This is a genomic window from Paenibacillus lacisediminis (assembly GCF_046567315.2).
The window spans coordinates 529,514-551,008 of sequence record NZ_JBKIAX020000001.1 but is presented as its reverse complement, the minus strand read 5'-3'; the positions used below and the strand labels follow the sequence as shown (position 1 = coordinate 551,008).

Sequence of the window (21,495 nt, the reverse complement as noted above, 5' to 3'; positions counted from 1 at the left end):
ATGTCTTCACTTGCCATCATGCTAACGTTATTTCGGTGGCTGATGATATTCCTGTTAATTTCAATAACTCCTGTTTCTTGATATCCCGGTCTATTAATTATTTTTGAAATGGTTTGTAACTGATCATTGGCCGATACCTCAATAAGTTGAATTTTTCTTTGATCATATTAAAAGTTATTTGCATTGTCAAAAATAAATTTATGTTCTCTTTACTAGATATGTCTACTCAATACTTCAACAAAATTCGAGAATCCTTACCTGATAATCTACAACATACTTTATTCCTCTATGCTGACGCACAAATTTCACTATAAACGGTTCTGGTAATCACGAAACGCCCCAGCCTTAGACTCCTATCTTTGGCTGGGGCGTTTGTTGTCTGCGCTTCTTCCATGATTATCAAGCAAAATATTTGCGGATAAAATAAGCGGGCGTGCAGCTCCAGGCATGGCAATAACTGTTGATGAGATTGCTTCCGTATGGGGATAGTCTTTTCTCCTGCGGGTTGTAAACCTCCCAGAATGTATCGGCACCATCCCTGACCATTTCACCCCAATAAGCCCGCATTTGCTCCAGCGCTTTTTCCTTGTTACCTGCAATAATCAACGCTTCAATCAGATGATGATACATGTAAGGCGTATTGGGGCCGATCGCCGGCGGCCGGTCAAACAGCCGGTTCATGAGCGCCTCATTGTCATTAAGCTCCAAGATCTCAGCCAGCACCATCCAAATTTGCGAGGCCCATGAGATTTGACGGTCCGCCCCGCTGGTGAAGAATCCTTGATCCGGATCGAATAATTTCGTTACAGCCGCCTTGCTTAGTAAATGAACCCTCTCTTCAATGAGTTCAACTTCATTTTTACGGCCAAGCTCCCGCGCCAGCACTATCCCCCGTTTGAGGCAATAAATAAATATGGCTTGCGCTGAGGCTTGCTTGTTCAGCTCCGGATGCCAATCCACGAAGCACCACCAGGACGGGTCGTCCGTGACAAGATCATCGTCTCCGACCTTAAGCCATGCCAAATCCAGCTGTTCCCGGGCAACCGGCCATAGCTCCTGCAACAGCTCCTTGTCCCCCGATGCCATATAATAGTCATGCAGAACAGCGACAAAAAACAACGAATAATCAAACAACAGCGTGTCATCGACATGCGGCTCGGGATTTTCAAACAGGCAGGCGCCTACTTCTCCTTTGTCCAGCGTCATACCGGCGAACAGATACAGGCATCTTTTAACCAGATCAAAATTGCTGAAAGAAACATAGTTGGCTAACGCCTGCAGCCGCAGATCGCCGATCCACAGCCGCCGGTCCCGTTTGGGCCCATCCTCGAATACGGTTTGCATGCAATCCTGCAGCGTTTTGATCCCGATGCGGTCCATGGTGACCAGATCTTCCGGCAAATGCTCAGGCAGGGGGCTAATTTTAGAAAGATCAGCCGAGCTTACACTTGTACAATAAATCTCCTCAAACGCGGCCTTAAACTTTGGCGAAGTCTCTTGAACGATGACTTTCAAATACCGGAACGCGTAACGTCTCGAAAGCTTCAATTCGCAAGGCAGCACGTCAATATTGATCACTTCGTCCTGAAGCCAGGACCGGCTAATCCAGCCGTTGTAATCATCGAAATTTTCCGCAACCTCGCACGGCATTTCACCGAAGATCAATTTAAGTCGGAGCGGAGCGTCTTGCGGGCTACCCGTCGCCTTTATTTTGAAGGTTACATAGCCTACCTGGTGATCTCCAAAATCGAGGGTAAAGCTCTCGCCTCTATCAAACGGTTTATGCAAAACACGCTCATAGGGACTTAAAGATTTCTTCCCCCAGCCTTGGAACGCGGCTTCATCCGGGTACACTTCAATAAGTTCTTGCGGATAAACTCTTGTTTCCAACAGCTCTGGAATCAGACTTTGCGCCTTCTCAACCCATCCCTGACGTATCGCCACTTTCTATTCAACTCCTGTACCGTAATTGGAATAGCTTACAAATCACCCTTTCACCGATCCAGCGACCATGCCTGAGACAATCTGTTTGTTGAATATAACGAAAAGCAGCAGTAGCGGAACCGTGATGATTAAAATGTCCGCAAACAACAGATTCCATTGGGACACAAACTGGCTCGTAAAGTTGTACAACGTCAACTGAACAGTAGCGTTGTCCGATCCGGGAAAGAAGTACAAGGGATTCGTAAAATCGTTAAAAATAAACACGGACTGTGTAATGATGATCGTGGCGGATACCGGTTTGAGCAGCGGCAGGATCATTTGGAAAAACAGCCGGTATTTGCCGCAGCCGTCAATGACGGCCGCCTCGTCGATTTCCCGGGGGATGCCGGCGATAAATCCTCTGTACAAGATGACGCAGAACGGTAAACCAAGCGCAACCTCAACCGCTACGATGCCTGCCATCGTTTTAAATAACCCGACCAGGTCCAATACCCAAATCGTCGGAACGATTGCCGGAGGAATAATCAGCCCCGAAAGCACAAGGAAATTGATGTAAGGACTCGCTTTGTCATTACGGCGCTGCAGAATAAAACCTACCATGGCACAAATTATGACTAAAATGGCGATGGAAAGCACCGTCATCACCGTACTGTTGTAAAATGCCCGAAGCAGCATGTAATCTCTGGCCTGAACAACTTCCTTGATGTTCTCCCATAAATGAATCCGCGAAGGCCATTGCAAGTTTAACAGCGAGGCTTCCTGCGAGTTCTTCATAGCGTTGACGATGACAAAATAGAACGGAACCCAAAATAACACGATCGTGCCCAGAACCGCCAGCAACTCAAGCGTGAATCGTCGTCCGGCTTCGCGTCTCATACTCATAGGCCCACCTCTTTCTTGTTAAGATACATGCTGAGCGGGAAAGCGAGCAGAGACACGAACAAGAATAATATAACGTTTCCTGCGGTGGCCAGGCCGTAGAATCCACCCTGATATTGTTTGTAGATGATGGAGGCGATTACGTCCGTTGTAAACCCGGGGCCGCCCTTGGTCATCGCCCAGATCAAATCAAAGGAACGTAATCCGCCGATGAACGAAAGAATGATCACTGAGTTCATGGCCGGCCGGCTGAGCGGAACAATGATGTTCCAGAATTTGTTCCAGGCGTTACCGCCATCGATCTGCAGCGCCTCATAATACTCCTCCGGGATCGACAAAATGCCGGCGACAAAAATGACCGTGGCAAAACCTACGCCTTTCCAAATGTCGACGAACGCGACCGACAAGAGCGCGATCTTCGTATTTCCGAGCCAGTCCGGTCCGGTGATGCCGATCGCTTGCAAGGCTTGATTAATCACGCCCTGGGTCGGGTGCATCATCGTGCTGAAAGCCACGCCGACAGCAATCGTACTGACCAGTGTCGGAAAAAACAACACAGATTGCAAATAACTTTTGGTCTTTATTTTCGACGTCAGAAACGTTCCAAGAAGCAGGCCCAGTACCACTTTGGCAACACAAGTGACGAGAGCGTAAATCAACGTATTTTTGAAGCCGATGCTTAAAGACGATTCTTGAAAAAAAGTAACGAAATTTTCGAGTCCGATAAACTCCCAATCCGATAACGTCCAGCGTGTCAGACTAAAGAAAAAGGAAAGCGCGGTCGGTATAAGAAAAATAATGGTGTATACGATGGCCGCAGGCAGCAAAAAGGTATAGGAATAGGTGCGTTTCCATAACTTCATTTTGCTTTACCAACCTTCTAATCCAAGCTGCTGCGCTTGTTTTTTGACATCCTTGTCATAGTTTTCCGCGCCCTGTGCGGCACTCGTGATACCGGAGCCGACTTCAGCCGTAATTTGCGGCAGATTCGGGCCTTTGAGCGGGCTGACAAATTCCAGCGCGGGGGCTGTCGTTTCCTCTGATTCAAAATAAGGCAGCATATCCTTGACGACTTGTGCAACATTGTCCGGTACTTCAATTCCATTAACCGGCCATGGACCGGTAGGTTTTGAGGCGTTCATCCAAGCGGAAATCCCTTCCGGTGTCGTAAGGAATTCCAGGAACAGCTTCGCCTCATTGACATGTTTGCTGTTTTTGTAGGCATAGGCCCCGGCCGGCAGCCAGATCGTCAAACCGTTCAACTCCGCGGAATCTCCCGGCTGGGCAAAAAATCCGATGTCGCCCATTTTGTCCGGGAAGTTTTGCTCCAAAGCCGGAACCGCGAAGGACAGCATTGGATAGTGCGCTCCTGTTCCTTCGGCCAGCATTTTCAGCCCCGCGTCATAAGTGGTTGCCTGAAAATCTTTGTTCATAAAGCCTTTTTCGTTCACTTCATACAATTTCTCAAAGCTTCGCAAAGCGGCGGGAGTACCCGCGAATTTAGCCTTATTGGCTGTATAATTCTCGGCAAACGCCGGATCTTGCTTTTGGACGTTGTAATAATCGGCGAGTACGATCAGTTGGGCCGTCCAGCTGTCTTTATACGATCCGATCACCGGAGTAATGCCCGCTTCCTTGATTTTCTCATTGTTCACCATAAGTTCTGACCAAGTTTTCGGAACGGACAGACCGAGATCGGCATATATCTTTTTGTTATAGAACCAACCGCCCGCCATAGTGGAGCCCGCCGGCACGCCGTAAATCTTTCCATTGACCGTTACCGTTGGCTTGTAGGACTCCATCACTTTGGCCATGAAAGGCTCGTTCGTCAAATCCACAAAGTTCTTTTCAGGAGCGAGAGATTGCAGCAAGGAACCGGAATTGTAGAAAAAGACATCATTTAAGTCCCCGGTAGCGATGCGCGTTTTCACCAAATTGTCGCCTTCGGAACCGCCGGGACGTGTCTCGTGTTCGACAGTAATGTAAGGATATTTTGCCTGGAACGCTTCAATGACCGCTTTGGCAGCGCTTACTTGTTCTTGCGTATTATCCGTCAGCAGCGAGATCGTTACATTTTCTTGTGAGGCGTTTGAACCGCTATTCCCGGAAGCAGAATGGTTTGTTTCATTCTGTTTATTTCCGCATGCGGCCATCAATATAGCCATAATTACGGCACAGAGCATTGTGGCAACGATTTTTCTCGACTTCCCCATTGGGCTTATCCCCCTGAACCATTTTAGTTTTGTGTACAGAGCCCGGGTTCTCTGTTGGCTTTATTATAAATTCGGCTTATCGCACCAGGTACTGCTGCTTTTTATAGATTTCTGTCCGTTTTTTTTGGATGGAGCCTATTAAAGATTGCTTCTCGCCTCTTGTTCCTCTTTGAATTGACCGGGAGTCAGGCCCGTGTGCTTCTTGAAAATTTCCGAGAAATGCCGGTACGTATGATAACCGACGCGCTCGCTTACTTCATGAACTTTATATCCTCTCAGCAGCAGTTCTTTCGCCAACTCCATGCGCAGCCTTGTCAGAAACTTGATATAGCTCTCCCCCATCGCTTCCTTAAATACCACGCTTAAATAAGCGGCGTTCATACCGACATATTCCGCCACTTCGTTTAAGGATAGATCTCTGGATACATTTTGTTCTATATAGGCTCTCGCCCTTTCAATCGCCCCCTGCTTTACGCTGTCGCCGGTTTCGGTTCCCGCTCCGGTTTTGGGGACGCCCTTGCTCTCCTCAACCTGTCTTCTCAACATCTCCATTTCCAGATCCGCTTCGATCCGGGACAAGACTCTTTGGATGGAACTCTGGATGCTTTCGAGGGTGATCGGTTTTTCCAAATAGTCGATAACCCCAAGCTTGAGCGCCCGCTTTACATATTCAAATTCATTAAAACCGCTAAACACGATACAGTAAGTATCAGGCGCTTTCGCCATAATCTCTTCGATCAGCTTTAGTCCGTCCATGCCAGGCATGCGGATATCGGTGAACACAATGTCCGGAGTTTGTTTTCGAACCATGTCCAGAGCAGACAAACCGTCCGCAGCCGTTCCGACCAACTCAAGCCCGAAGCCGTTCCAATCGATCAGTTGCTGCAGCCCCTGGAGCACAATATATTCGTCATCAAAAATCACAACCTTATACATCGAGCCTCACCTCATTGCCGTCCAGTTGAATTCTCAGTTCAATCCGGGTGCCCGAACCCGGCTCGCTATCGATGATCAATTCGCTCGCTTCACCATAAAACATCTTCATTCGTTCCCTGACATTGCGCAGTCCGTAGCCTCGTTCCGTTTGCTCCATATCCTCGATCCCGACTCCGTCATCTTCGATCACAAAGATGAGAAACCCGCCTTCCACGGCCCCTTTGAGCAACACGGTCCCCTCGCCTACTTTCGGTTCCAGTCCATGGTAAATGGCATTTTCAACCAACGGTTGCAGCAGCAGTTTCAAAATTTCCATGCTCTTGATCTGACCGGAAATGTTTTCAATGTATTTAAAACGATGATTATATCTTAAATTTTGGATGGTCATATAATGATCGATGTGCTGAAGTTCTTTATAGACCGGAATCGTTTCTTTGCCTTTATTCAAGCTCAGCTTAAAGCTTTCGGATAAGGAAAACGCCATCTGGGCGACTTCTTTATTGTTCTGGATCGTGGCCATCCAATATATCGAATCCAGCGTATTGTACAAAAAGTGTGGCTTAATCTGCGCCTGCAATGCTCGTAATTCGGCTTCCCGTTCCTTAAGTTCGGTGTGAACGAGCCGTTCGCTAAGCTCTTCATTTTCGGAGGCCATCTTTTTAAACGTTTGCCCTATGGCCCCTATTTCATCATGTTCAAAAGTTTCACCGAAATCCCGTTTCCCTTTGGTCCAGTCCAGCATCATTTTCTTTAACTGGAGCAGCGGGCGCGTTATGCTGCCGGAGATAAAGTAGGACAGCATCAAAGCGACAAGCGCGATCATGGAAGAAATAATCGCCGTGACCGTTCCGATTTGCCGGGACTGCTTCAACAACTCGCTCAATTTAATGATATGGACAAAGGTCCAGCCCGTCGTTTCGTTCTTGAAATCCACGACCATGTAACCTTGTTTTTCAAGCCGCGGATAAAGCTCGTTTTTTTCCCCGGCAAGGCCGTTTAGTTCGATGTAGGAATTTCGCGGATAAATAACCCCCATGCTCTCTGAGGTTGAAGTTAATACGATGTATTCTCCGTCCGTTTTGTCCGTCTCCGTAAAAATAGAATCAAAAATCGATTTGGAAATATTGATGATGAGAATACCGATCGGTTCACCGCTGATATTTTCGGAATCCCGGAACAGTTTGACCGTGGAGAAAGTGTAGGACGTGTCCCCCAATACGTTATCGGGAAAAAACTCGACTTGACCTTGGGATTCAACGGCCTTGCGATACCATGGCGACAATTTGATCCGCTCTTCCTGACCATCTCCCTCATAAACCCCCAAATTATCGGAACGTCCTAAACAGTGTGCCTTAAATTGCAGATCAACCAGACAAATCGAATCGACGTACCGGGAATTGATAAACAGATTGTTCACCATCTTTTGGAGCTGGCTTAAAATCTTCTCATGCCTGGCGCCGGCACTCGCCTCATCGGGATTTTGACTAGCCCGCAGTTGGTCGCGGATTTCATCGTTCAAAATAACGGAGCGGTTCAAATTGACGATGTTGCGGAAGATGAGGTCTGCCGCCTCGCTGGATGACTGGAGATGGACCTGGTCCGTTTTTTTATTCGTTTCCAGCAGCGTATCCTTCGCAATGTTAAAGGAAAGATAACCTAACAGAAAAAGCGGCGGAATCGACAATACGATCATCGCAGCAAGAAAGCGGTTACGAATTTTTTTAAACCGGACTTTCGAATAGATATGGTGTAGTTTCTCCTTCATCTGAATCGCCTCTTCCCTTCCGCTAAATCTATCTTATTGTATATTAGAATGTGAAAATCCTGTCGAATTTTTTTCACAATAGGCCAAACAGATCATTCGACAAATTCCGTTTTATGTTAATCTAGTTCTGGTAAATTAATCCTGCTAATTTTACAAAGAATGGAGTAGAGAACCGAGTGAGAAAAATGGCAATTTTTGTTTTGGCGGTTTGTTTGGCGTTGGTGAACGTTGCCCCTTCCCCGGCTCATGCAAATAACGGAGAAACCAAAGCATTATGGGTTTGGGATTTTTATCAAGCGGCTTCCGATTCAAACAAGATTACACAGTTGCTGCAGTTTTTAAAAGATCATGACATCAACTTATTGTTCATCGGGACAAGAAAAACATTGGAGGATCAGCCCGCAACTTATGAGGAACTGATCCGCAGAGCGCATGAGGACGGAATACGCGTGTTTGCACTTGTCGGCAGAGCCAACTGGGCGCTGGAAACCCATCATCGCGAAGCGCTTCAGGAACTCCGCCAGGTGCTCTCATTTAATACGTCCTACCCGGACAATAAATTTGACGGAATCCAATTTGACATTGAACCGCACACCCTGCCCGAATATTTAACCAAAAGAGGCTCCGTTTGCTATCAATATATCCAGGTCCTGAAGAAAATCGCGAACGAAATTGCCTTAAGCAAGGAGAATCTGGAGTTCAATGCAGCGATTCCGTGGTGGTATGCAGCGGGGCAGAACCCGGTCATCGTAAACACCGGCGGGGAGAAAAAACCGCTAAGTTATTTTGTATTGGACATTGTGGACACCGTATCCATTATGGCGTATCGCGACACGGCCGACAAACAAATTCGCGCAACGCAGCTGGAAACCGATTATGCGGCGAAATTAGGCAAGAAAATTTACATCGGCGCAGAGACCAATTCACCCAACGGCGGCACCATCACGGAAGAAATTACGTACTATAACAAAGGTTTGAAATACATGAATCTGCAGTTAAATACCGTAACGGACTTTTATGCGGAACATGACGGGTTTGGAGGAATTGCGATCCACGACTACCCTGCATTTATACAAATGGTGGAAAAAAATTAATTATCCCTCAAAAATGAGTAAAGCCTGTAGCCGGCAATACAAGCCGCTATAGGCTTTTTATATGTTTTCTTCGATATATCACCAGAGCTCTTTTGCCATCTTTTTTGCCTCACGCCGATTTTACTATGATTGTATCATTCCCGTGTGAGGATTAAATTCGGAGGAACCGTCCCGCCCTGATTTTCGCTTACCGTAAACTTCCGTCAAAGTTATGAACCGCCTCTTTTTCGTCCATACTACACATACATCTGCCAGAAAAAAGTCCGATTACTTTGGGCTAAAAGCCAGATACAGCGCTTAACATCAGGAAGGCACAGCTCTTTCAATCAAGACTGTCATTCTAACGGTTGTGAGCACCGCTATTTCGATAAAATGCAGGGGAAACCAATTTTAACGGTTGCGGCAGAGCTTATTTTGCCGTATTCTCACGGATTCGAGCCTTTTTCACCCAAATAAGCGCGTTTATAACCGTTAGAAATTGAATCCCCGTCTTTTCGGCTAAATAGGCGCGATTACAACCGTTAGCGAATAGCTGAAAATCTTAATCCGGAACAGTCCGCCGCTTCACCCTCTTCTCGAATCGAATAACCAAGTCAGATGTACAAGCACGAAAAGGGAGGTTTTATCATGGTTGCTCATCCCCCCGGCGAATCCCTAAGCTTCACCAAGGATCCGGCCCCGCACGCCGAGGTCCAGGTCGAGTTCGACCGGAGCTGGTTCAGCGAGCTTACGGCCCGGCAGGAAAAAGGCGGCCCCTGGGACGACTGGAAGCTGTTTAACCTCGCCCTTGAGGCGGAAACCGCTTCTTTGGTCACGAGCTTTGAGGAAATGCAGTGCCTGAAGCATCTGCAGCAGGTAACGCCGCTGCCCCACCAAACCGAAACCGCCCGCAAGGTGCTGTTCGAAATGCGCGGGCGCGCCATCCTGGCCGACGAAGTCGGTCTGGGCAAGACGATTGAAGCCGGTTTGATTCTAAAAGAGTACATCATCCGCGGACTGGTCCGCAAAGTACTGATCCTGGTGCCCGCTTCCCTTGTGCTGCAGTGGGTGCGCGAGCTCAACCAGAAATTCGGCATCCCCGCCGTTGCCCAGAAAAAAGAGCACTCCTGGGAAAACGCCGTCGTTGTGGCTTCGATGGATACGGCGAAACGCGATCCGCATAAATCGATTCTGCTGAACAATGAATATGACATGCTGATCGTCGACGAGGCCCACAAGCTGAAAAACAAAAAAACGACGAATTATCAATTTATGCTGCAGCTGCGCAAAAAATATTGCCTCCTGCTGACAGCGACGCCGGTGCAAAACGACCTTGACGAGTTGTTCAACCTGATCACGCTGCTCAAACCCGGCCAGCTCGGCGGCCAAAGCGAATTTGCAGCCAATTTCGTCGTGGACAAACGCCTGCCGAAAAACGAGGATCAGCTAAGAGGCGAGCTCTCCAAAGTGATGATCCGCAACCGCCGCGCCGATGGGGAGCTGGAGTTCACCAAGCGGATCGTCCGGAACATCGACGTCGAACTTTCGCCGGAAGAGAAAAATTTGTACAGCGGGGTCACTTCCTTCGTCAAAGACCAATATCAGGCAGCGGGTGGCGACCTGAACAGCATGCTCTCGCTAGTGACGCTCCAGCGCGAAGTATGCAGCAGCCGCGACGCCGTCTTCGTCACGCTGGTCAACTTATCAAAGAAGCTTGCTCCCGATTCCCCTTTGCGCGACAAAATCTGGGAAATCGTCGACCTGATCCGGCAGATCAAGGCCAACAGCAAAGCCGAAAAAACGATGGAGCTGATTCGGGAAATGAACGACAAGGTGATCGTGTTTACCGAATACCGCGCGACCCAGGAATATTTGCTGAATTATTTTCGCGACCGCAACATGACGGCTGTCCCCTATCGCGGCGGCATGAACCGCGGCAAAAAGGACTGGATGATGGACCTGTTCCGCGACCGCGCCCAGGTGATGATCGCCACCGAAGCCGGCGGCGAAGGCATCAACCTGCAGTTCTGTCATCACATGATCAACTTCGACTTGCCGTGGAATCCGATGCGGGTGGAGCAGCGGATCGGCCGGGTGCACCGGCTGGGGCAGCAAAATGACGTCAAAATCTACAACCTGTCCACCAAAGGAACGATTGAAGAGTATATCGTGAACCTGCTGCATGAAAAGATCAACATGTTCGAAATGGTGATCGGAGATCTTGACGTGATTTTGGAGCGGTTTGAGAAGGAACATTCCTTGGAAAAAAGCATCTATAAAATCATGCTCGAATCCGCAAGCGACGAGGAGATCGCCAACCGCGTCGAATCGCTGGGCCGCACGTTTCATTCGATCAAATCCGAGCTGGACGCTACAGGCGGCGAAAACGAAGGCGGCGATCTGAAGCAGCTGTTGGGAGGTTGACCCGCATGACGATGACGAACGAGCAAATCCGCAAGCTTGTAATGACGTATCTTGAAGCGACCGAATGCCAATTTTTAGAAAAATCGCCCTATCACGTCACCGTAAAGCTGTCACCCCGTGCCGACCGCGATTTGACGAACCGCCCGTATTATTGGGGGTTCATCGAACGCACCGGGGCCGAGCCGGAGACGATGTCGTTTTCGTTCATCTTCGACCCCGAGCGGCACCGGGAGGCCGAAGCCGGGAAGGCGGCCGCGCCGAACACCGGCAAGGGCGCTGCGGCCGGATTTAGCGGCAGCGGTCCGGCACCCGCAGGCGCTGCGCCCGGGCTTGGCGGCGCCGGCGCAGCTCCGGCAAACGCACCAGGCCCCGGCGGCGTTACCGGCGCTGGACTGCAGCAGCAGCCCGGCCCGGGCCAAACGGGCCAGCCTGGCCAACCGCCGGAGGACAGCCTCCTCGGCCGCTATTTCGGCCCCGTACGCCCAATGCCGGTCCTGGGGCCGGGCCGCATTCAGCGCGAGGAGCTGACCTTCGGCAGCTCGCGGCTTAAGCAAATCTTCGAAGCGGCCAAACGCGGCGGCCGCTTCGTCTATCTGTTCGAGGAGCCGGGCCCGCGCCAGCGCACGGCCCTGCTGCCGGCCGCCTACGAGCCGTGGCTCGGTGTCTGCTATAAAGTCGAGTTCTGCTGTGACATGAAGCGGGAGGAGCTCCATTTCTTCGGGATCTCGCTGCTAAACGGAAAAATCGACGAAGCTTTTGAGAAGAAGTTAGCCGGCGTCACGCTCGCTCCGCGCCTTCCCGAAAACGTCCATATCGAGCCGACAAACCTCACTTTGGACGCGGGCCGGGCCGCGCTGGAAGCAAGGCTGTCCGAACTGCTCGGCACCTACGACAACGGCTGGTCGATCCAGGCCAGGGAACGCCTGCGGGACGAGCTGGAGATTATCGAGGCTTACTATAAGGATTTGCTCAAAGAACCGGATGAGGAACGGCAGCAGGCTGCGCGGAATCAATACGAGGCGAGGCGGGAAGAAATCCGCTGGCAATACGAGCCGAGAATTGTCGTATCCGCCTTGGGCTGCGGCATCTTTCACCTGCGTTCGCCGCGGTGACCAGAAATAGACCGATCTCGCTAAAAGACCGCAAAAATAGAAGCTGGACAAAGACCCTAAGCGCGACAGGTTGCAACAACCTTTTTGCCCCGGGTCCGGTACAATGGACAAGCAATCGCAAAGCTGACTCACTCATCCCCTAAATAGGAGGGCGAACGATGTTTGGAAAGCTCCCCCGAAACCTATCGATTACGATGAAAATCTTATGCAGCATCGGCCTGGCTTGCACCGGCGGACTTACGCTAGCGGGAGAAGCCGTTAGCTATGCCGCTTCCGGTCCGGACGCAGCTGCCGAGTGGGCCACCGGACTTCAAACGGCCGATCACGCTCCCGAGCAGCTCCGCCTTTTTGCTGCGGAGGCCGTACGGAAGCTGGCACAAACCGAACCTTTCAGCGCCTGGCGCGGCGCAAAAACCGTGATTGAGCCGCTTGGCCCGGGAACGCACAGCTGGCTGGTCACCGTGATCCCCGGCGAATCCGGCGGCGATTCGCGCTCGAACGGTTACCTGATCATTTCCGCCACGTCCGATGGCGAATACAAGCTGGTCGAATATGGGCTCGGCGCCAATACCGTTTTTGCCCCTTCCTTGCTGAAGGCTGCCCTGAAAAATAGCGAGCTGGCTGCAGAATTGACCGCAGACCAGCTCAGCCAAATCCGCGTTACGCCGCTCTATGCCGGCCCCGCCCTAGCCGAATGGATGGTCCGCCTGCCGGATGGCGAATCGCCGCGTTTCATTCACGCCGCGGACGGTGAATGGCTGCCTGAAACGGCTGAAACCTGGGACAGACAGGCCGCCCTTTATAAAACGCCCCAGCACGCGGCAGGCAGCGGTGAGGCGAAACTGGCCCCCGGCCGGATCGTTTTTACCGCCGATGCCTTTAATCCTTACGACAATTTGCTGTGGATGGCGGACAGTCCGTTTTCGGTCAAGCAGGAAACGTTTATCCGCAAGCTTCAATCCAGCAAACAACTGATCTTCGCCGCAGCGGGCCCGGAACGCACTTATTCGATTCCTATGCCGATATTTGGGTACCAAACGTGGCAGGACAACACATCCTCCGGCACCGATTCCGTACCTGGCGAAACATCCCTAAACGGTTCCGTATATGTCCTAACCGGCGAAGGCCCTTCGATCCGGCTCATCGCCTTGGATGCTCTGCTCGAGTCAAAGCCGGGCAAATTTATCGCTTATTCCGGTTAAACGAGTAGAACCGCCGAAGAAATTTCCTCGGCGGTTCTTTAATGTTCACACGAGATTTACCCCTCGCTGGAACGGGAATGCTCCCTTTCCTTTTTCCGTTTTACCGGAAGCTGCCCCGCCCATAAAGAAACCGAAAACGGGATCATCCCGAACCAGCGGCGTGTCCACGGTTCCTTCGGCTTGGTACGCTCCCGCCGGACTTCCCGGGGGGTCTCCACGAAATCGACGACTTTTTCGGTAATGTATTTCACCAGTTCATCGCCTTTTGCCATGCTAACTATCTCCTTTTCGTCATTTGCTCGCCTTATCTTTAGTTTGCTCCGGCGAACCGTTCTCTAAACCCGCCGCTCCCGGGCAGTTCATGCATGATTTAGACGCCCAAAGCTCAATCTATAAAGGAAATAAGGCCTGGAAAGGTGAGAACCATGAAAATTTTGACGCGGTACACGCTGGCAGCTATGCTTGTCGTCTCCCTTGCCTTCGGTTTATGCGGAAGTCCCGCTTTTGCGGAAGACACAGACCTTCGGCACGCTTTTCCGGAGCCGGTCATCCTGATCGATGCCGGACACGGCGGCATTGACGGCGGAACCTCTTACGAAGATATTATGGAAAAAGACATCAACCTCGAGATCGGCCGCCGGCTCTACGTCGTGCTGCGAAGCCACGGATACCGGGCGGTTCTGAACCGCACAGGCGACTACGCGCTAAGCGACGATAACCGCTGGTCGCGCAGCAGTTCCCGCCATATGAGGGATCTCGCCCAACGCAAGGAACTCAGTGCGCAGCTCCCCGCTTCCATCGTCGTTAGCCTGCATGTGAACTGGGGCCGCAACAAATCGAAACATGGACCGCTTGTCCTGCACCAGAACGAAGGGCGCAGCGCGCTGCTGGCCGCCTCCATTCAGAGTGCCTTGGAACGGTTTTATAACCTGGACAGGGCTTCGATCCCCGAGCTCGGCAAACCGTTTTTCCTGCTGAAGCATGTTGAATCGCCGGCCGTCATCGTCGAAATGGGTTTTTTGAGCAATGCGGGAGACCGCGCCCTGCTGATCAGCCGGAACGGCCAGCAAAAAATCGCCGAAGCGATTTACGCCGGCATCACCGAATATTTTACGGTCATGTAAACAAACCGCTGGATGAAAATTCCACTTCACAACTCCTGCATCGCAACCGATATATCTTTTCGTTAGCAACTATAGAAAAGAGAAGCATAAGGGAGTTGAAGAGTTGTGAAGGAAAAGCCTTCGGGAATAACCGGGAAAATGAAATCTGTTTCATTGCGCGTGAAAATACCTTTTTTCGTCTGTTTATTGGTGGTCGCGTCTTTGCTGGCGACTTCCGTCCTGAATTATCGGGAGGCGTCCAGTTTGGCGCTGCGCAAGAGCAAGGACGAGATCAACGTCATGGCCGACCGGCTGGGAGGCGGATTGTCGACGGCCGTCCAATTGCAGCAGCAATCCACCTTCCTCATCTCACAGCACAATACGTTCCGCAGCCTGCTGAAGCTTAGAGAATCCGGTGAACTCTCGGATAAACAATTTTTCTCGCCGGCCAATCCTTATCTGGACCCAGCGAACGGGATTCTGAACAGCAGTTTGGCAGGAACCAGCGACATCGAGTCCTATTTGCTTACGGATGCTAAGGGTACGATCGTGGCCGGAACGAACGCGGAAAATATCGGACAATCGCGGTCGGATCGCGAATATTTTAGCGAAGCGCTCAAAGGGGAGCCTTACATCAGCGATGCCATCGTGTCAAAAAGCACAGGCAACCTGCTGCTCGCCTTCGCCCAGCCGATCAAGGATTCGGACGGCAAAGTGCTGGGCGTTTTCGTAACGACGATCGACAGCCAGTTCTTTTTCAGCACATTAGGTGAAGTTTCCATCAATCGGGAAGGCAGCATCGAAATCGTCAGCCGCGGCGGAACGGTGTTATATAACTCCCTGGACTCTTCAAGAATCGGTACAGTCATTGCAGAGCTTGCCGGTTCTGTTAAAAATACGGGCAGTCAAGAAATCGAAAAATCCAGTCTTGAAATGAACAACGAGTACCTGCGGATCAACCGGATTCCGGGCCCCGACTTAACCGTTTCGGTTATCGATTCTTTGGACGACATTCAGCAGCCGATCAAGGAGATGTTCCGCAACACCGTTATTTTAACCCTTGTGATCATTCTCGTGGCTGTTGGCTTTGGCTTGTTGCTGTCCCGTTATATCGCCAAGCCGCTCGCGCAATTAACCCAATTGTTCCGGCAGATGGCTTCCGGCGATCTCACCGTTAGCGCGGACGAGGACCGGTATGAAGGCGAGTTTAAAACGTTGGCGGGCAGCTTCAACCAAATGGTCGGCCGCAACAAAGACTTGATCCAAAATATGAACAAAACGATCGCGGTGCTCGGGACAAGCACGAAGGAGCTGGAAGCTTCCTCGAAGCAAACGGCCGTATCCGTCAGCGAAACGTCCGCCACTTCGCAGGAAATCGCCAAGGCAATGGACTCCCAAGCCCGGGAAACCGAACATATCGTAAACAAATTTTTCGGTTTCGGGGAAAGCTTCGAGTCGATGAGCTCCAAAGCCCAATCCGCCAAGGACCGTTCGGAGGAAATCGTCGGCGTGTTCCATACGAGCAACGCTGTGGTGGACGAATTGATCCGCATCAACGAGCAGAACGAAGAACAGGTGAACAAGATTTCCGAAATGACGTCTAACCTGCAACAAAGCTCGGAGCAAATCAACAGCATCACGGACGCGATCGCCGGAATTGCCAAACAGACCAACCTGCTCGCGCTGAACGCGTCCATCGAAGCGGCGAGAGCCGGCGAACACGGCCGCGGCTTTGCCGTCGTGGCGGCGGAAATCCGCAAGCTGGCCGAGCAAAGCTCGCAGCAGTCCGCTCATATTCAAGGCATTATTCAGGAAAACCTCGCTTTTGTGGAGGATAACTACCAAAGCGTGGCCCAGATTAAAGATATCGCAGCCATGCAGGACCAGTTTGTCGGCCAGACGCGGCAAGCTTTTAACGAGATCTTTGAAAAAATCACCGACATCACCGGCCAGATCAAACAGATGGCGGAAGAAGTCGGCCGCTTGGAAAGCGATAAGGACGAAGTGCTCGGCTCCGTCCAAAGCCTCTCGGCATCGGGCGAAGAGGTCTCCGCTTCCGTCGAGGAAGTTTCGGCCACGATGACGGAGCAGTCGGCAACCGTTCAACAGCTCGCCGGTATGGTGCAAACCATTGACGGACTGGCGAAAGAACTGACCGCGGCGGCGGCACAGTTTAAAGTGGAGTAGCGAATACGGCCGCGGGAATACGGCTGTAGCGTATACGGCCGTGGGCATACGGCTGCAGCGAATACGGCTGCAGCGAATACGACTGCAGTAAATACGACTGCGGCAAAAAACGGCTGTAGCGAATACGACTGCAGCAAACACCGTCTCAGCGAATATCCCCGTGGCCAATCCGGACTCTGAAAGCTATCCAAACATGCCCCGGACCACGCACCGTCCGCACCATACCGCGGCCACGAAATTCCCCGAGGAGTACCCGGGGAATGGCCGCGGGTTCCTCGCGGAACGCCCTTTGGAATGCCTCGCTGAATGCCTCGCTGAATGCCTTGCGGAATGTCTCGGGAATGCCCTGCGAAATGCAAAAGTGCATGCGATTTTCGTCGAAATTCCTCGAAACAGGTGGTTCAAATGCAAAAGTGCAGTTCATTCCCGGTCAAAATTAACTTTTTTATCAAATGGCCCCAAATTAGATGCACTTTTGCATTTCAAACGCTCAAAGGAGCAATTCTGCGGAAAATGAAATGCACTTTTGCAGTTGGTTCGGTCAAAAAGATGCTTCCCCCTCCCGTAGCGACACGCCAAACACAGCCAGCTCTTTCAGGAACGGCTCCACGGCAAGATCTAACGCGGTAAGATGCTGCCCGTTCCTTTTCACAACCTGCAGCGCTTCGGACAAGACTTCCGGCTCGAACGTTCCATCAAATCGACCAATGTCAAGGCGGACGGAGGCATCCTGTTTTAGTTGCAGGGAGGGGATCTCCACCACGTTGGCCGGCTGGCCCCCCGAGCCCGATGGATATTGTGTGTTTTGCGCTTTCACTAAAGCGGCGCGAAGGGCATTCCGTAGTGCAAAAGTGTCATTTAGACCTACACCGCCGTACCAAGCCTCGCCCGTACCTACCCAAAACACCGGAAACCCGGACACAGCTTCTCCCAAGCCGATCACCGGCTCACCCTGCATGATGCTTAAGGCTTGTAAGTAGTATCGACAGCGCTTATCATCCACTTTCCCCAACCGAACGCAAACGGCGGACGGTATCTGCCCCAGCGGCTGTATGTGTGCACGCCCGTTCGTCCGCTCATGAAGTTGCATGTGTCCCTGTTCGTTCGTCCGCCCTTGCTTCAGCACGTTCGTCCACTCTTCCGCCTGCTCGCGTGTCTGCTTATGCCTCTGCTCGTGCATTTGCTCCTTCGTCTGCTCTTGCTCCCGTTCGACCGCCTGTGCCTGCTCCTGTGCCTGCACCTGCACCATCTCCTGCACCAGCTCCTCCTCCTGCTCCTGCACCAGCTCTTGCTCCTGCTTCCGCTCTTGCCCGCGCTCCCCCGCCTGCACGCGTGTCTGTCCGCACGTCCGCCTGCGAAACGATTCGCTCAAACAATCCTGCAAGCCCCGATGGATTGCCTCCTCTACCGTTTCCCCCGCACCGATGCCGATGAATCCGCCTGTTTCGTCCAAAAGCGCCTCGGCCAGCCGCGACACATAAGCTTCGATCCCGGCCAGTCCCGCTTCCCGGCGCGCTTCCACATGCGTCAGGCCGGCGCAAACGATGTCCGGAAGCAAGCTTGCCGGGCCCTCCGACAACGGATCGGCCGCCTGGACTCGGCATTGGGCAAGCGGCAGTTGACTCAATGCTCCCTCCTCCCATGTGTGGAAAATTCCGGTTTGCTCCGAGGTTAACCGGCTGAAATAAGCGAACCAGCCATCCGGCGTACTGCCGTCAGTGGATTGTTCGAGCCTGCCATTAGTGGTTTGTACGCGCCTGCCATCAGCGATTTGTTCGAGTCTGCCGTCAGCGGTTTGTTCGAGCCTGCGGTCAGGGAATTGCTCGTGACGCTGATCAGACATTTGTTCGTGCCGCCGCTCAGAAATTTGATCCAACCTACTACAATCAGCGTTTTGTTCGAACCGCCGGCCGGAATTTTGCAGATTTTCGATGGCGATCTCCTTCCGGCCAGCCGCGAACGGATGGGGGAGAAAAACATGCCAACTCCCTTCCAGCGTCTCCAAATTAAGCAGATAAAGCGAAGCACCATCCCCCGCTTCGCTCTCTCCGGCAGCGTATTTCAGCAGCCGGGATACAAGCACGTTGGCGAGCAACGCGCCGGCTGCCGATGAAACCGGCTGCCGCTCCGGACCCTGGCAAAAAGCAGCCATGTGCAGCCGGCGCCAAGCCGACTCCCAGCCTCCATCCAGCCCGTCTCCTTCCAGGCCGGGTTGTACGAGCGGGCCCGCCACCCCTGTTTGATGCAAGCAGACAGCGGGCAGCAGCGCCTTATTCTCTTCCCGGCAAGCCTGCCCAAGCCGCAGCAGTTCCCCGGGATTCCCTTCCTGCGAGGCATAGAGGATCATTTGATATGGCCGTACGACCTCCCTCCAGCCATCAGCGTCTTCCCGCCCCAATGCGACTTCCCTCACCTTCGCCTCGGGAGCCGCTTTGCGGGTTTGGCCCAGCCATTCCGCCAGCCGCTGCCGGTCGCCCTGCGCCGAACTAGTCATACACAGGTTGATTTCGCTGAACCCGGACTCATTCAAAGCGGACAGCAGCGAAAAGAAAACCGATCCGGAACCAACGGCCAAAATGTCATGCGGCCATTCTGTTTGAAACCGATGTGGGCTCAATTTTTCATTCCTCCTTGGATTAAACAAAAGGATGAGGATGCGGGTTGAGTTGTTCCAGCGTTAACGGTTCCTCCGCATATCCAAGCTCCGCCGGTATCCTTAACACCCGTTCCAGCCCGTGCAGCCGGGTGAGCTGATGTCCGAACGTTATCGGCAGCATGCCCGGGATCAACACTTTGACGCAGTGCAAATGATGGCGTGAAATTTCCGGAGAGGTCTGGTCGATCACAATCACTTCGAGATTCAGCCGTTCGAATATTTGCAGGATATCCTTCAGATCTTCCGTCAGATCAGGATGGCTTGCCTTGCGAATAAATTGTTCCGCAAACGTCCGCAGCGGCCCCCGGCCATCCAGCAAAAAATCAAACCTTTCCTCCGCTTGAGGCAAACCGTTCAGCAAAGCATGATCCTCCATCTGCAGAACCAGATCAGGGTCATGGAACATGTCCCGCAACTCGTCTTGCCGCTCCGCAAATTTCTCGTTAAGCACAACAACCAGCCCGCCCAGCTCATGCACAGCGCTTTTCGCCGCCTTTGCCGGGTCAAGATGGGAACCCGCCGCACAGAGCAGATTCATTTTTCCGGGCCCATTGCTTTTCGCCAAGGCCAAAATGACCGGTATCCGGTTTTCCATCGTAATGTCAAACAAATAAACTTCATACCCGGCCACCGTTTTAAACCTTTCGATCATCAACCTGAGTTCAGGGTCGTCCGCAGAGCCTAGGTCCAGCCGCGGGACGGGCAATTGTCCATACCAGGCGATGAGGAACGCGTCGCGCTCAACCACCTCCAAAATCCCGTACAAAACGGCCTCCTCCAAACTTCCGCCCAAAGCGCAGCCGTTTGATCCTTCCTCAACAAAGCTCTCGCTGTAGCTCCAGCTGTAATAGGCCAGACACTCCGGAACCAATATGGTTTGCCGCCGCAAAAAAGAATAACCCCAAACCCAATTCATAACGCGGTCTCGGTCAAACGGTTCGAACGGAAAATCCGGCTGCGCATACTGTTCCGGCTTATATAACCCCACTGTAGCAGGGTCGAGAGCTTCGCCGGCAATTCGGTTATAGCTCTCCCGTACCATCGTGCGTTTGCCCCGCAAAACGAAACCGCAGCGCCGCTCCAATCCCTCCAAAATGGCGGTCAGCCCGCTTTCCGCAAAACAATGACTGCGCCCCCCCGAGACCTCGTCTCCCGTCATCCACGAAGGCATATTCACATATACCCCGGCAAACGGGGAAAACAGGTCAATCGTCGCTTTGTTAAACACGCCCGTACGGGGATCCAAATAATCATGAATAAGCGCGTCCTTTAAATCATCGATGCCGCGGGACCGGTAACCGTTTGCGGCTATTTTTGGCCTTGGCGCAAGTCCGATCCGCGCCGACAAAGCAGAATCAGCGGAAAGTTGTCCGCATACTTCGCACAACGGATCCGGCAGGACAAAATGCAGCGAGCTTTCCAGCGTCTCTAGATTAACGATATACAGATGATCTTCCGAACGCGCTTTTTTCCCGTTAAGATAAAGGAGGCACTCGTTAACGGCAATGTGCGCCGCATGCGCAAGCCCCGAACAAGAAGGAGGCTCATTACTTGGAATTTCCCCCGGCGCAAGAAGCGAAAACAGCGAGGCCATAACATCGCCGCCGTCTCGTCCGGCAATCTCCCGCCGCTGGTCCGCACACCTATAACACCCTCCAGTCTCCGGTCCAACCAAAGGTCCGACTACAACCTCATTCCCGGAGGTAAGGATGCGCAGCCAAGGGGCGCCTTTTTGCTGCAGCGCTTCTTCCTCCTTAAAATCCGCCGCCGAATTTCCGTCATCGCGAATCCATACGGTAAGCTCCGTCTCCTCCGCCAACCCGGCAATCCATTCATTACTATCGCTTCGTTCGTTTTTCCATACGGTCTTATACAGCGCGGATAGCTGGTTATACACCATCTCAGCGAGCACCCCCTCCCCGATCACCGCCACCGTCCGATGATTCGGACCGGAACCTTCGGCAGGGTCTTGCGGGTTGCCGCCTTCCAAGCTTGTCATTG

The 21,495-nt window shown here is 52.1% G+C and carries 15 protein-coding genes and 1 pseudogene; 6 read left to right on the top strand and 10 right to left on the bottom strand.

All coding sequences use genetic code 11. From position 1 onward, the window contains the following. Nucleotides 1-34 precede the first annotated feature (34 nt). The 7 genes and pseudogenes from ACLD72_RS02320 to ACLD72_RS02290 form a co-directional block, all read right to left on the bottom strand. Nucleotides 35-127 (bottom strand): annotated as a pseudogene (locus ACLD72_RS02320) (helix-turn-helix domain-containing protein); the annotation flags it as partial. Between the two features lie 272 nt (nucleotides 128-399). After that, the gene (locus tag ACLD72_RS02315) at nucleotides 400-1,944 is read right to left on the bottom strand and encodes an alpha-L-rhamnosidase-related protein (RefSeq protein WP_410998206.1); all 1,545 of its coding nucleotides are present in this window, start codon (nucleotides 1,942-1,944) and stop codon (nucleotides 400-402) included. A gap of 42 nt (nucleotides 1,945-1,986) precedes the next feature. Beyond that, the gene (locus ACLD72_RS02310; protein WP_410998364.1) at nucleotides 1,987-2,820 is read right to left on the bottom strand and encodes a carbohydrate ABC transporter permease; all 834 of its coding nucleotides are present in this window, start codon (nucleotides 2,818-2,820) and stop codon (nucleotides 1,987-1,989) included. 2 nt (nucleotides 2,821-2,822) lie between these two features. Continuing rightward, nucleotides 2,823-3,686, bottom strand: a complete 864-nt coding sequence (locus tag ACLD72_RS02305) for a carbohydrate ABC transporter permease (RefSeq protein ID WP_410998217.1) — start codon at nucleotides 3,684-3,686, stop codon at nucleotides 2,823-2,825. A 6-nt stretch (nucleotides 3,687-3,692) separates the two neighbouring features. Continuing rightward, on the bottom strand, nucleotides 3,693-5,036 hold the full coding sequence (locus ACLD72_RS02300; protein WP_410998219.1) for an ABC transporter substrate-binding protein: 1,344 nt from the start codon (nucleotides 5,034-5,036) through the stop codon (nucleotides 3,693-3,695). Nucleotides 5,037-5,174: 138 nt separating this feature from the next. Beyond that, on the bottom strand, nucleotides 5,175-5,972 hold the full coding sequence (locus tag ACLD72_RS02295; RefSeq protein ID WP_410998221.1) for a response regulator: 798 nt from the start codon (nucleotides 5,970-5,972) through the stop codon (nucleotides 5,175-5,177). Further along, complete coding sequence (locus tag ACLD72_RS02290) at nucleotides 5,965-7,737, bottom strand: sensor histidine kinase (RefSeq protein ID WP_410998224.1); 1,773 nt, start codon at nucleotides 7,735-7,737, stop codon at nucleotides 5,965-5,967. Before ACLD72_RS02290 ends, ACLD72_RS02295 begins: the two co-directional genes overlap by 8 nt. A gap of 176 nt (nucleotides 7,738-7,913) precedes the next feature. On the opposite strand from ACLD72_RS02290, the gene ACLD72_RS02285 reads away from it, so the two are divergent. The 4 genes from ACLD72_RS02285 to ACLD72_RS02270 all read left to right on the top strand — a co-directional run bounded on the left by ACLD72_RS02285 (nucleotide 7,914) and on the right by ACLD72_RS02270 (nucleotide 13,548). Beyond that, nucleotides 7,914-8,831 carry a hypothetical protein gene (locus ACLD72_RS02285; protein ID WP_410998226.1) on the top strand — a complete coding sequence of 306 codons (918 nt, stop codon included), beginning with the start codon at nucleotides 7,914-7,916 and terminating at the stop codon, nucleotides 8,829-8,831. A gap of 627 nt (nucleotides 8,832-9,458) precedes the next feature. After that, a complete protein-coding gene (locus tag ACLD72_RS02280; protein ID WP_410998228.1) occupies nucleotides 9,459-11,234 on the top strand; it encodes a DEAD/DEAH box helicase in 1,776 nt (591 codons plus the stop codon). Nucleotides 11,235-11,239: 5 nt separating this feature from the next. Continuing rightward, a complete protein-coding gene (locus ACLD72_RS02275) occupies nucleotides 11,240-12,346 on the top strand; it encodes a YqhG family protein (RefSeq protein WP_410998230.1) in 1,107 nt (368 codons plus the stop codon). 158 nt (nucleotides 12,347-12,504) lie between these two features. Next, complete coding sequence (locus tag ACLD72_RS02270; protein ID WP_410998232.1) at nucleotides 12,505-13,548, top strand: hypothetical protein; 1,044 nt, start codon at nucleotides 12,505-12,507, stop codon at nucleotides 13,546-13,548. Nucleotides 13,549-13,604: 56 nt separating this feature from the next. Here ACLD72_RS02270 and ACLD72_RS02265 read toward each other — a convergent pair whose 3' ends face one another. Then, on the bottom strand, nucleotides 13,605-13,820 hold the full coding sequence (locus tag ACLD72_RS02265) for a YqzE family protein (RefSeq protein WP_410998234.1): 216 nt from the start codon (nucleotides 13,818-13,820) through the stop codon (nucleotides 13,605-13,607). A gap of 153 nt (nucleotides 13,821-13,973) precedes the next feature. On the opposite strand from ACLD72_RS02265, the gene ACLD72_RS02260 reads away from it, so the two are divergent. Both ACLD72_RS02260 and ACLD72_RS02255 read left to right on the top strand, forming a co-directional pair. Then, nucleotides 13,974-14,672, top strand: coding sequence for an N-acetylmuramoyl-L-alanine amidase family protein (locus ACLD72_RS02260; RefSeq protein WP_410998236.1), 699 nt, complete (start codon nucleotides 13,974-13,976; stop codon nucleotides 14,670-14,672). Nucleotides 14,673-14,831: 159 nt separating this feature from the next. Continuing rightward, on the top strand, nucleotides 14,832-16,838 hold the full coding sequence (locus ACLD72_RS02255; RefSeq protein WP_458475510.1) for a methyl-accepting chemotaxis protein: 2,007 nt from the start codon (nucleotides 14,832-14,834) through the stop codon (nucleotides 16,836-16,838). A 541-nt stretch (nucleotides 16,839-17,379) separates the two neighbouring features. Here ACLD72_RS02255 and ACLD72_RS02250 read toward each other — a convergent pair. Beyond that, nucleotides 17,380-19,455: a hypothetical protein gene (locus ACLD72_RS02250; RefSeq protein WP_410998242.1), complete on the bottom strand. Its 2,076-nt coding sequence runs from the start codon at nucleotides 19,453-19,455 to the stop codon at nucleotides 17,380-17,382. Nucleotides 19,456-19,474: 19 nt separating this feature from the next. Continuing rightward, nucleotides 19,475-21,394: a TOMM precursor leader peptide-binding protein gene (locus ACLD72_RS02245; RefSeq protein WP_410998366.1), complete on the bottom strand. Its 1,920-nt coding sequence runs from the start codon at nucleotides 21,392-21,394 to the stop codon at nucleotides 19,475-19,477. Between the last annotated feature and the right edge of the window lie 101 nt (nucleotides 21,395-21,495).

Bases quoted from the DNA above. Each gene is read 5' to 3' on its own strand.
- ACLD72_RS02310 (WP_410998364.1), bottom strand. From the start codon at position 2,820: ATGAGACGCGAAGCCGGACGACGATTCACGCTTGAGTTGCTGGCGGTT.
- ACLD72_RS02305 (WP_410998217.1), bottom strand. From the start codon at position 3,686: ATGAAGTTATGGAAACGCACCTATTCCTATACCTTTTTGCTGCCTGCG.
- ACLD72_RS02300 (WP_410998219.1), bottom strand. From the start codon at position 5,036: ATGGGGAAGTCGAGAAAAATCGTTGCCACAATGCTCTGTGCCGTAATT.
- ACLD72_RS02295 (WP_410998221.1), bottom strand. From the start codon at position 5,972: ATGTATAAGGTTGTGATTTTTGATGACGAATATATTGTGCTCCAGGGG.
- ACLD72_RS02290 (WP_410998224.1), bottom strand. From the start codon at position 7,737: ATGAAGGAGAAACTACACCATATCTATTCGAAAGTCCGGTTTAAAAAA.
- ACLD72_RS02280 (WP_410998228.1), top strand. From the start codon at position 9,459: ATGGTTGCTCATCCCCCCGGCGAATCCCTAAGCTTCACCAAGGATCCG.
- ACLD72_RS02275 (WP_410998230.1), top strand. From the start codon at position 11,240: ATGACGATGACGAACGAGCAAATCCGCAAGCTTGTAATGACGTATCTT.
- ACLD72_RS02270 (WP_410998232.1), top strand. From the start codon at position 12,505: ATGTTTGGAAAGCTCCCCCGAAACCTATCGATTACGATGAAAATCTTA.
- ACLD72_RS02265 (WP_410998234.1), bottom strand. From the start codon at position 13,820: ATGGCAAAAGGCGATGAACTGGTGAAATACATTACCGAAAAAGTCGTC.
- ACLD72_RS02260 (WP_410998236.1), top strand. From the start codon at position 13,974: ATGAAAATTTTGACGCGGTACACGCTGGCAGCTATGCTTGTCGTCTCC.
- ACLD72_RS02245 (WP_410998366.1), bottom strand. From the start codon at position 21,394: ATGGTGTATAACCAGCTATCCGCGCTGTATAAGACCGTATGGAAAAAC.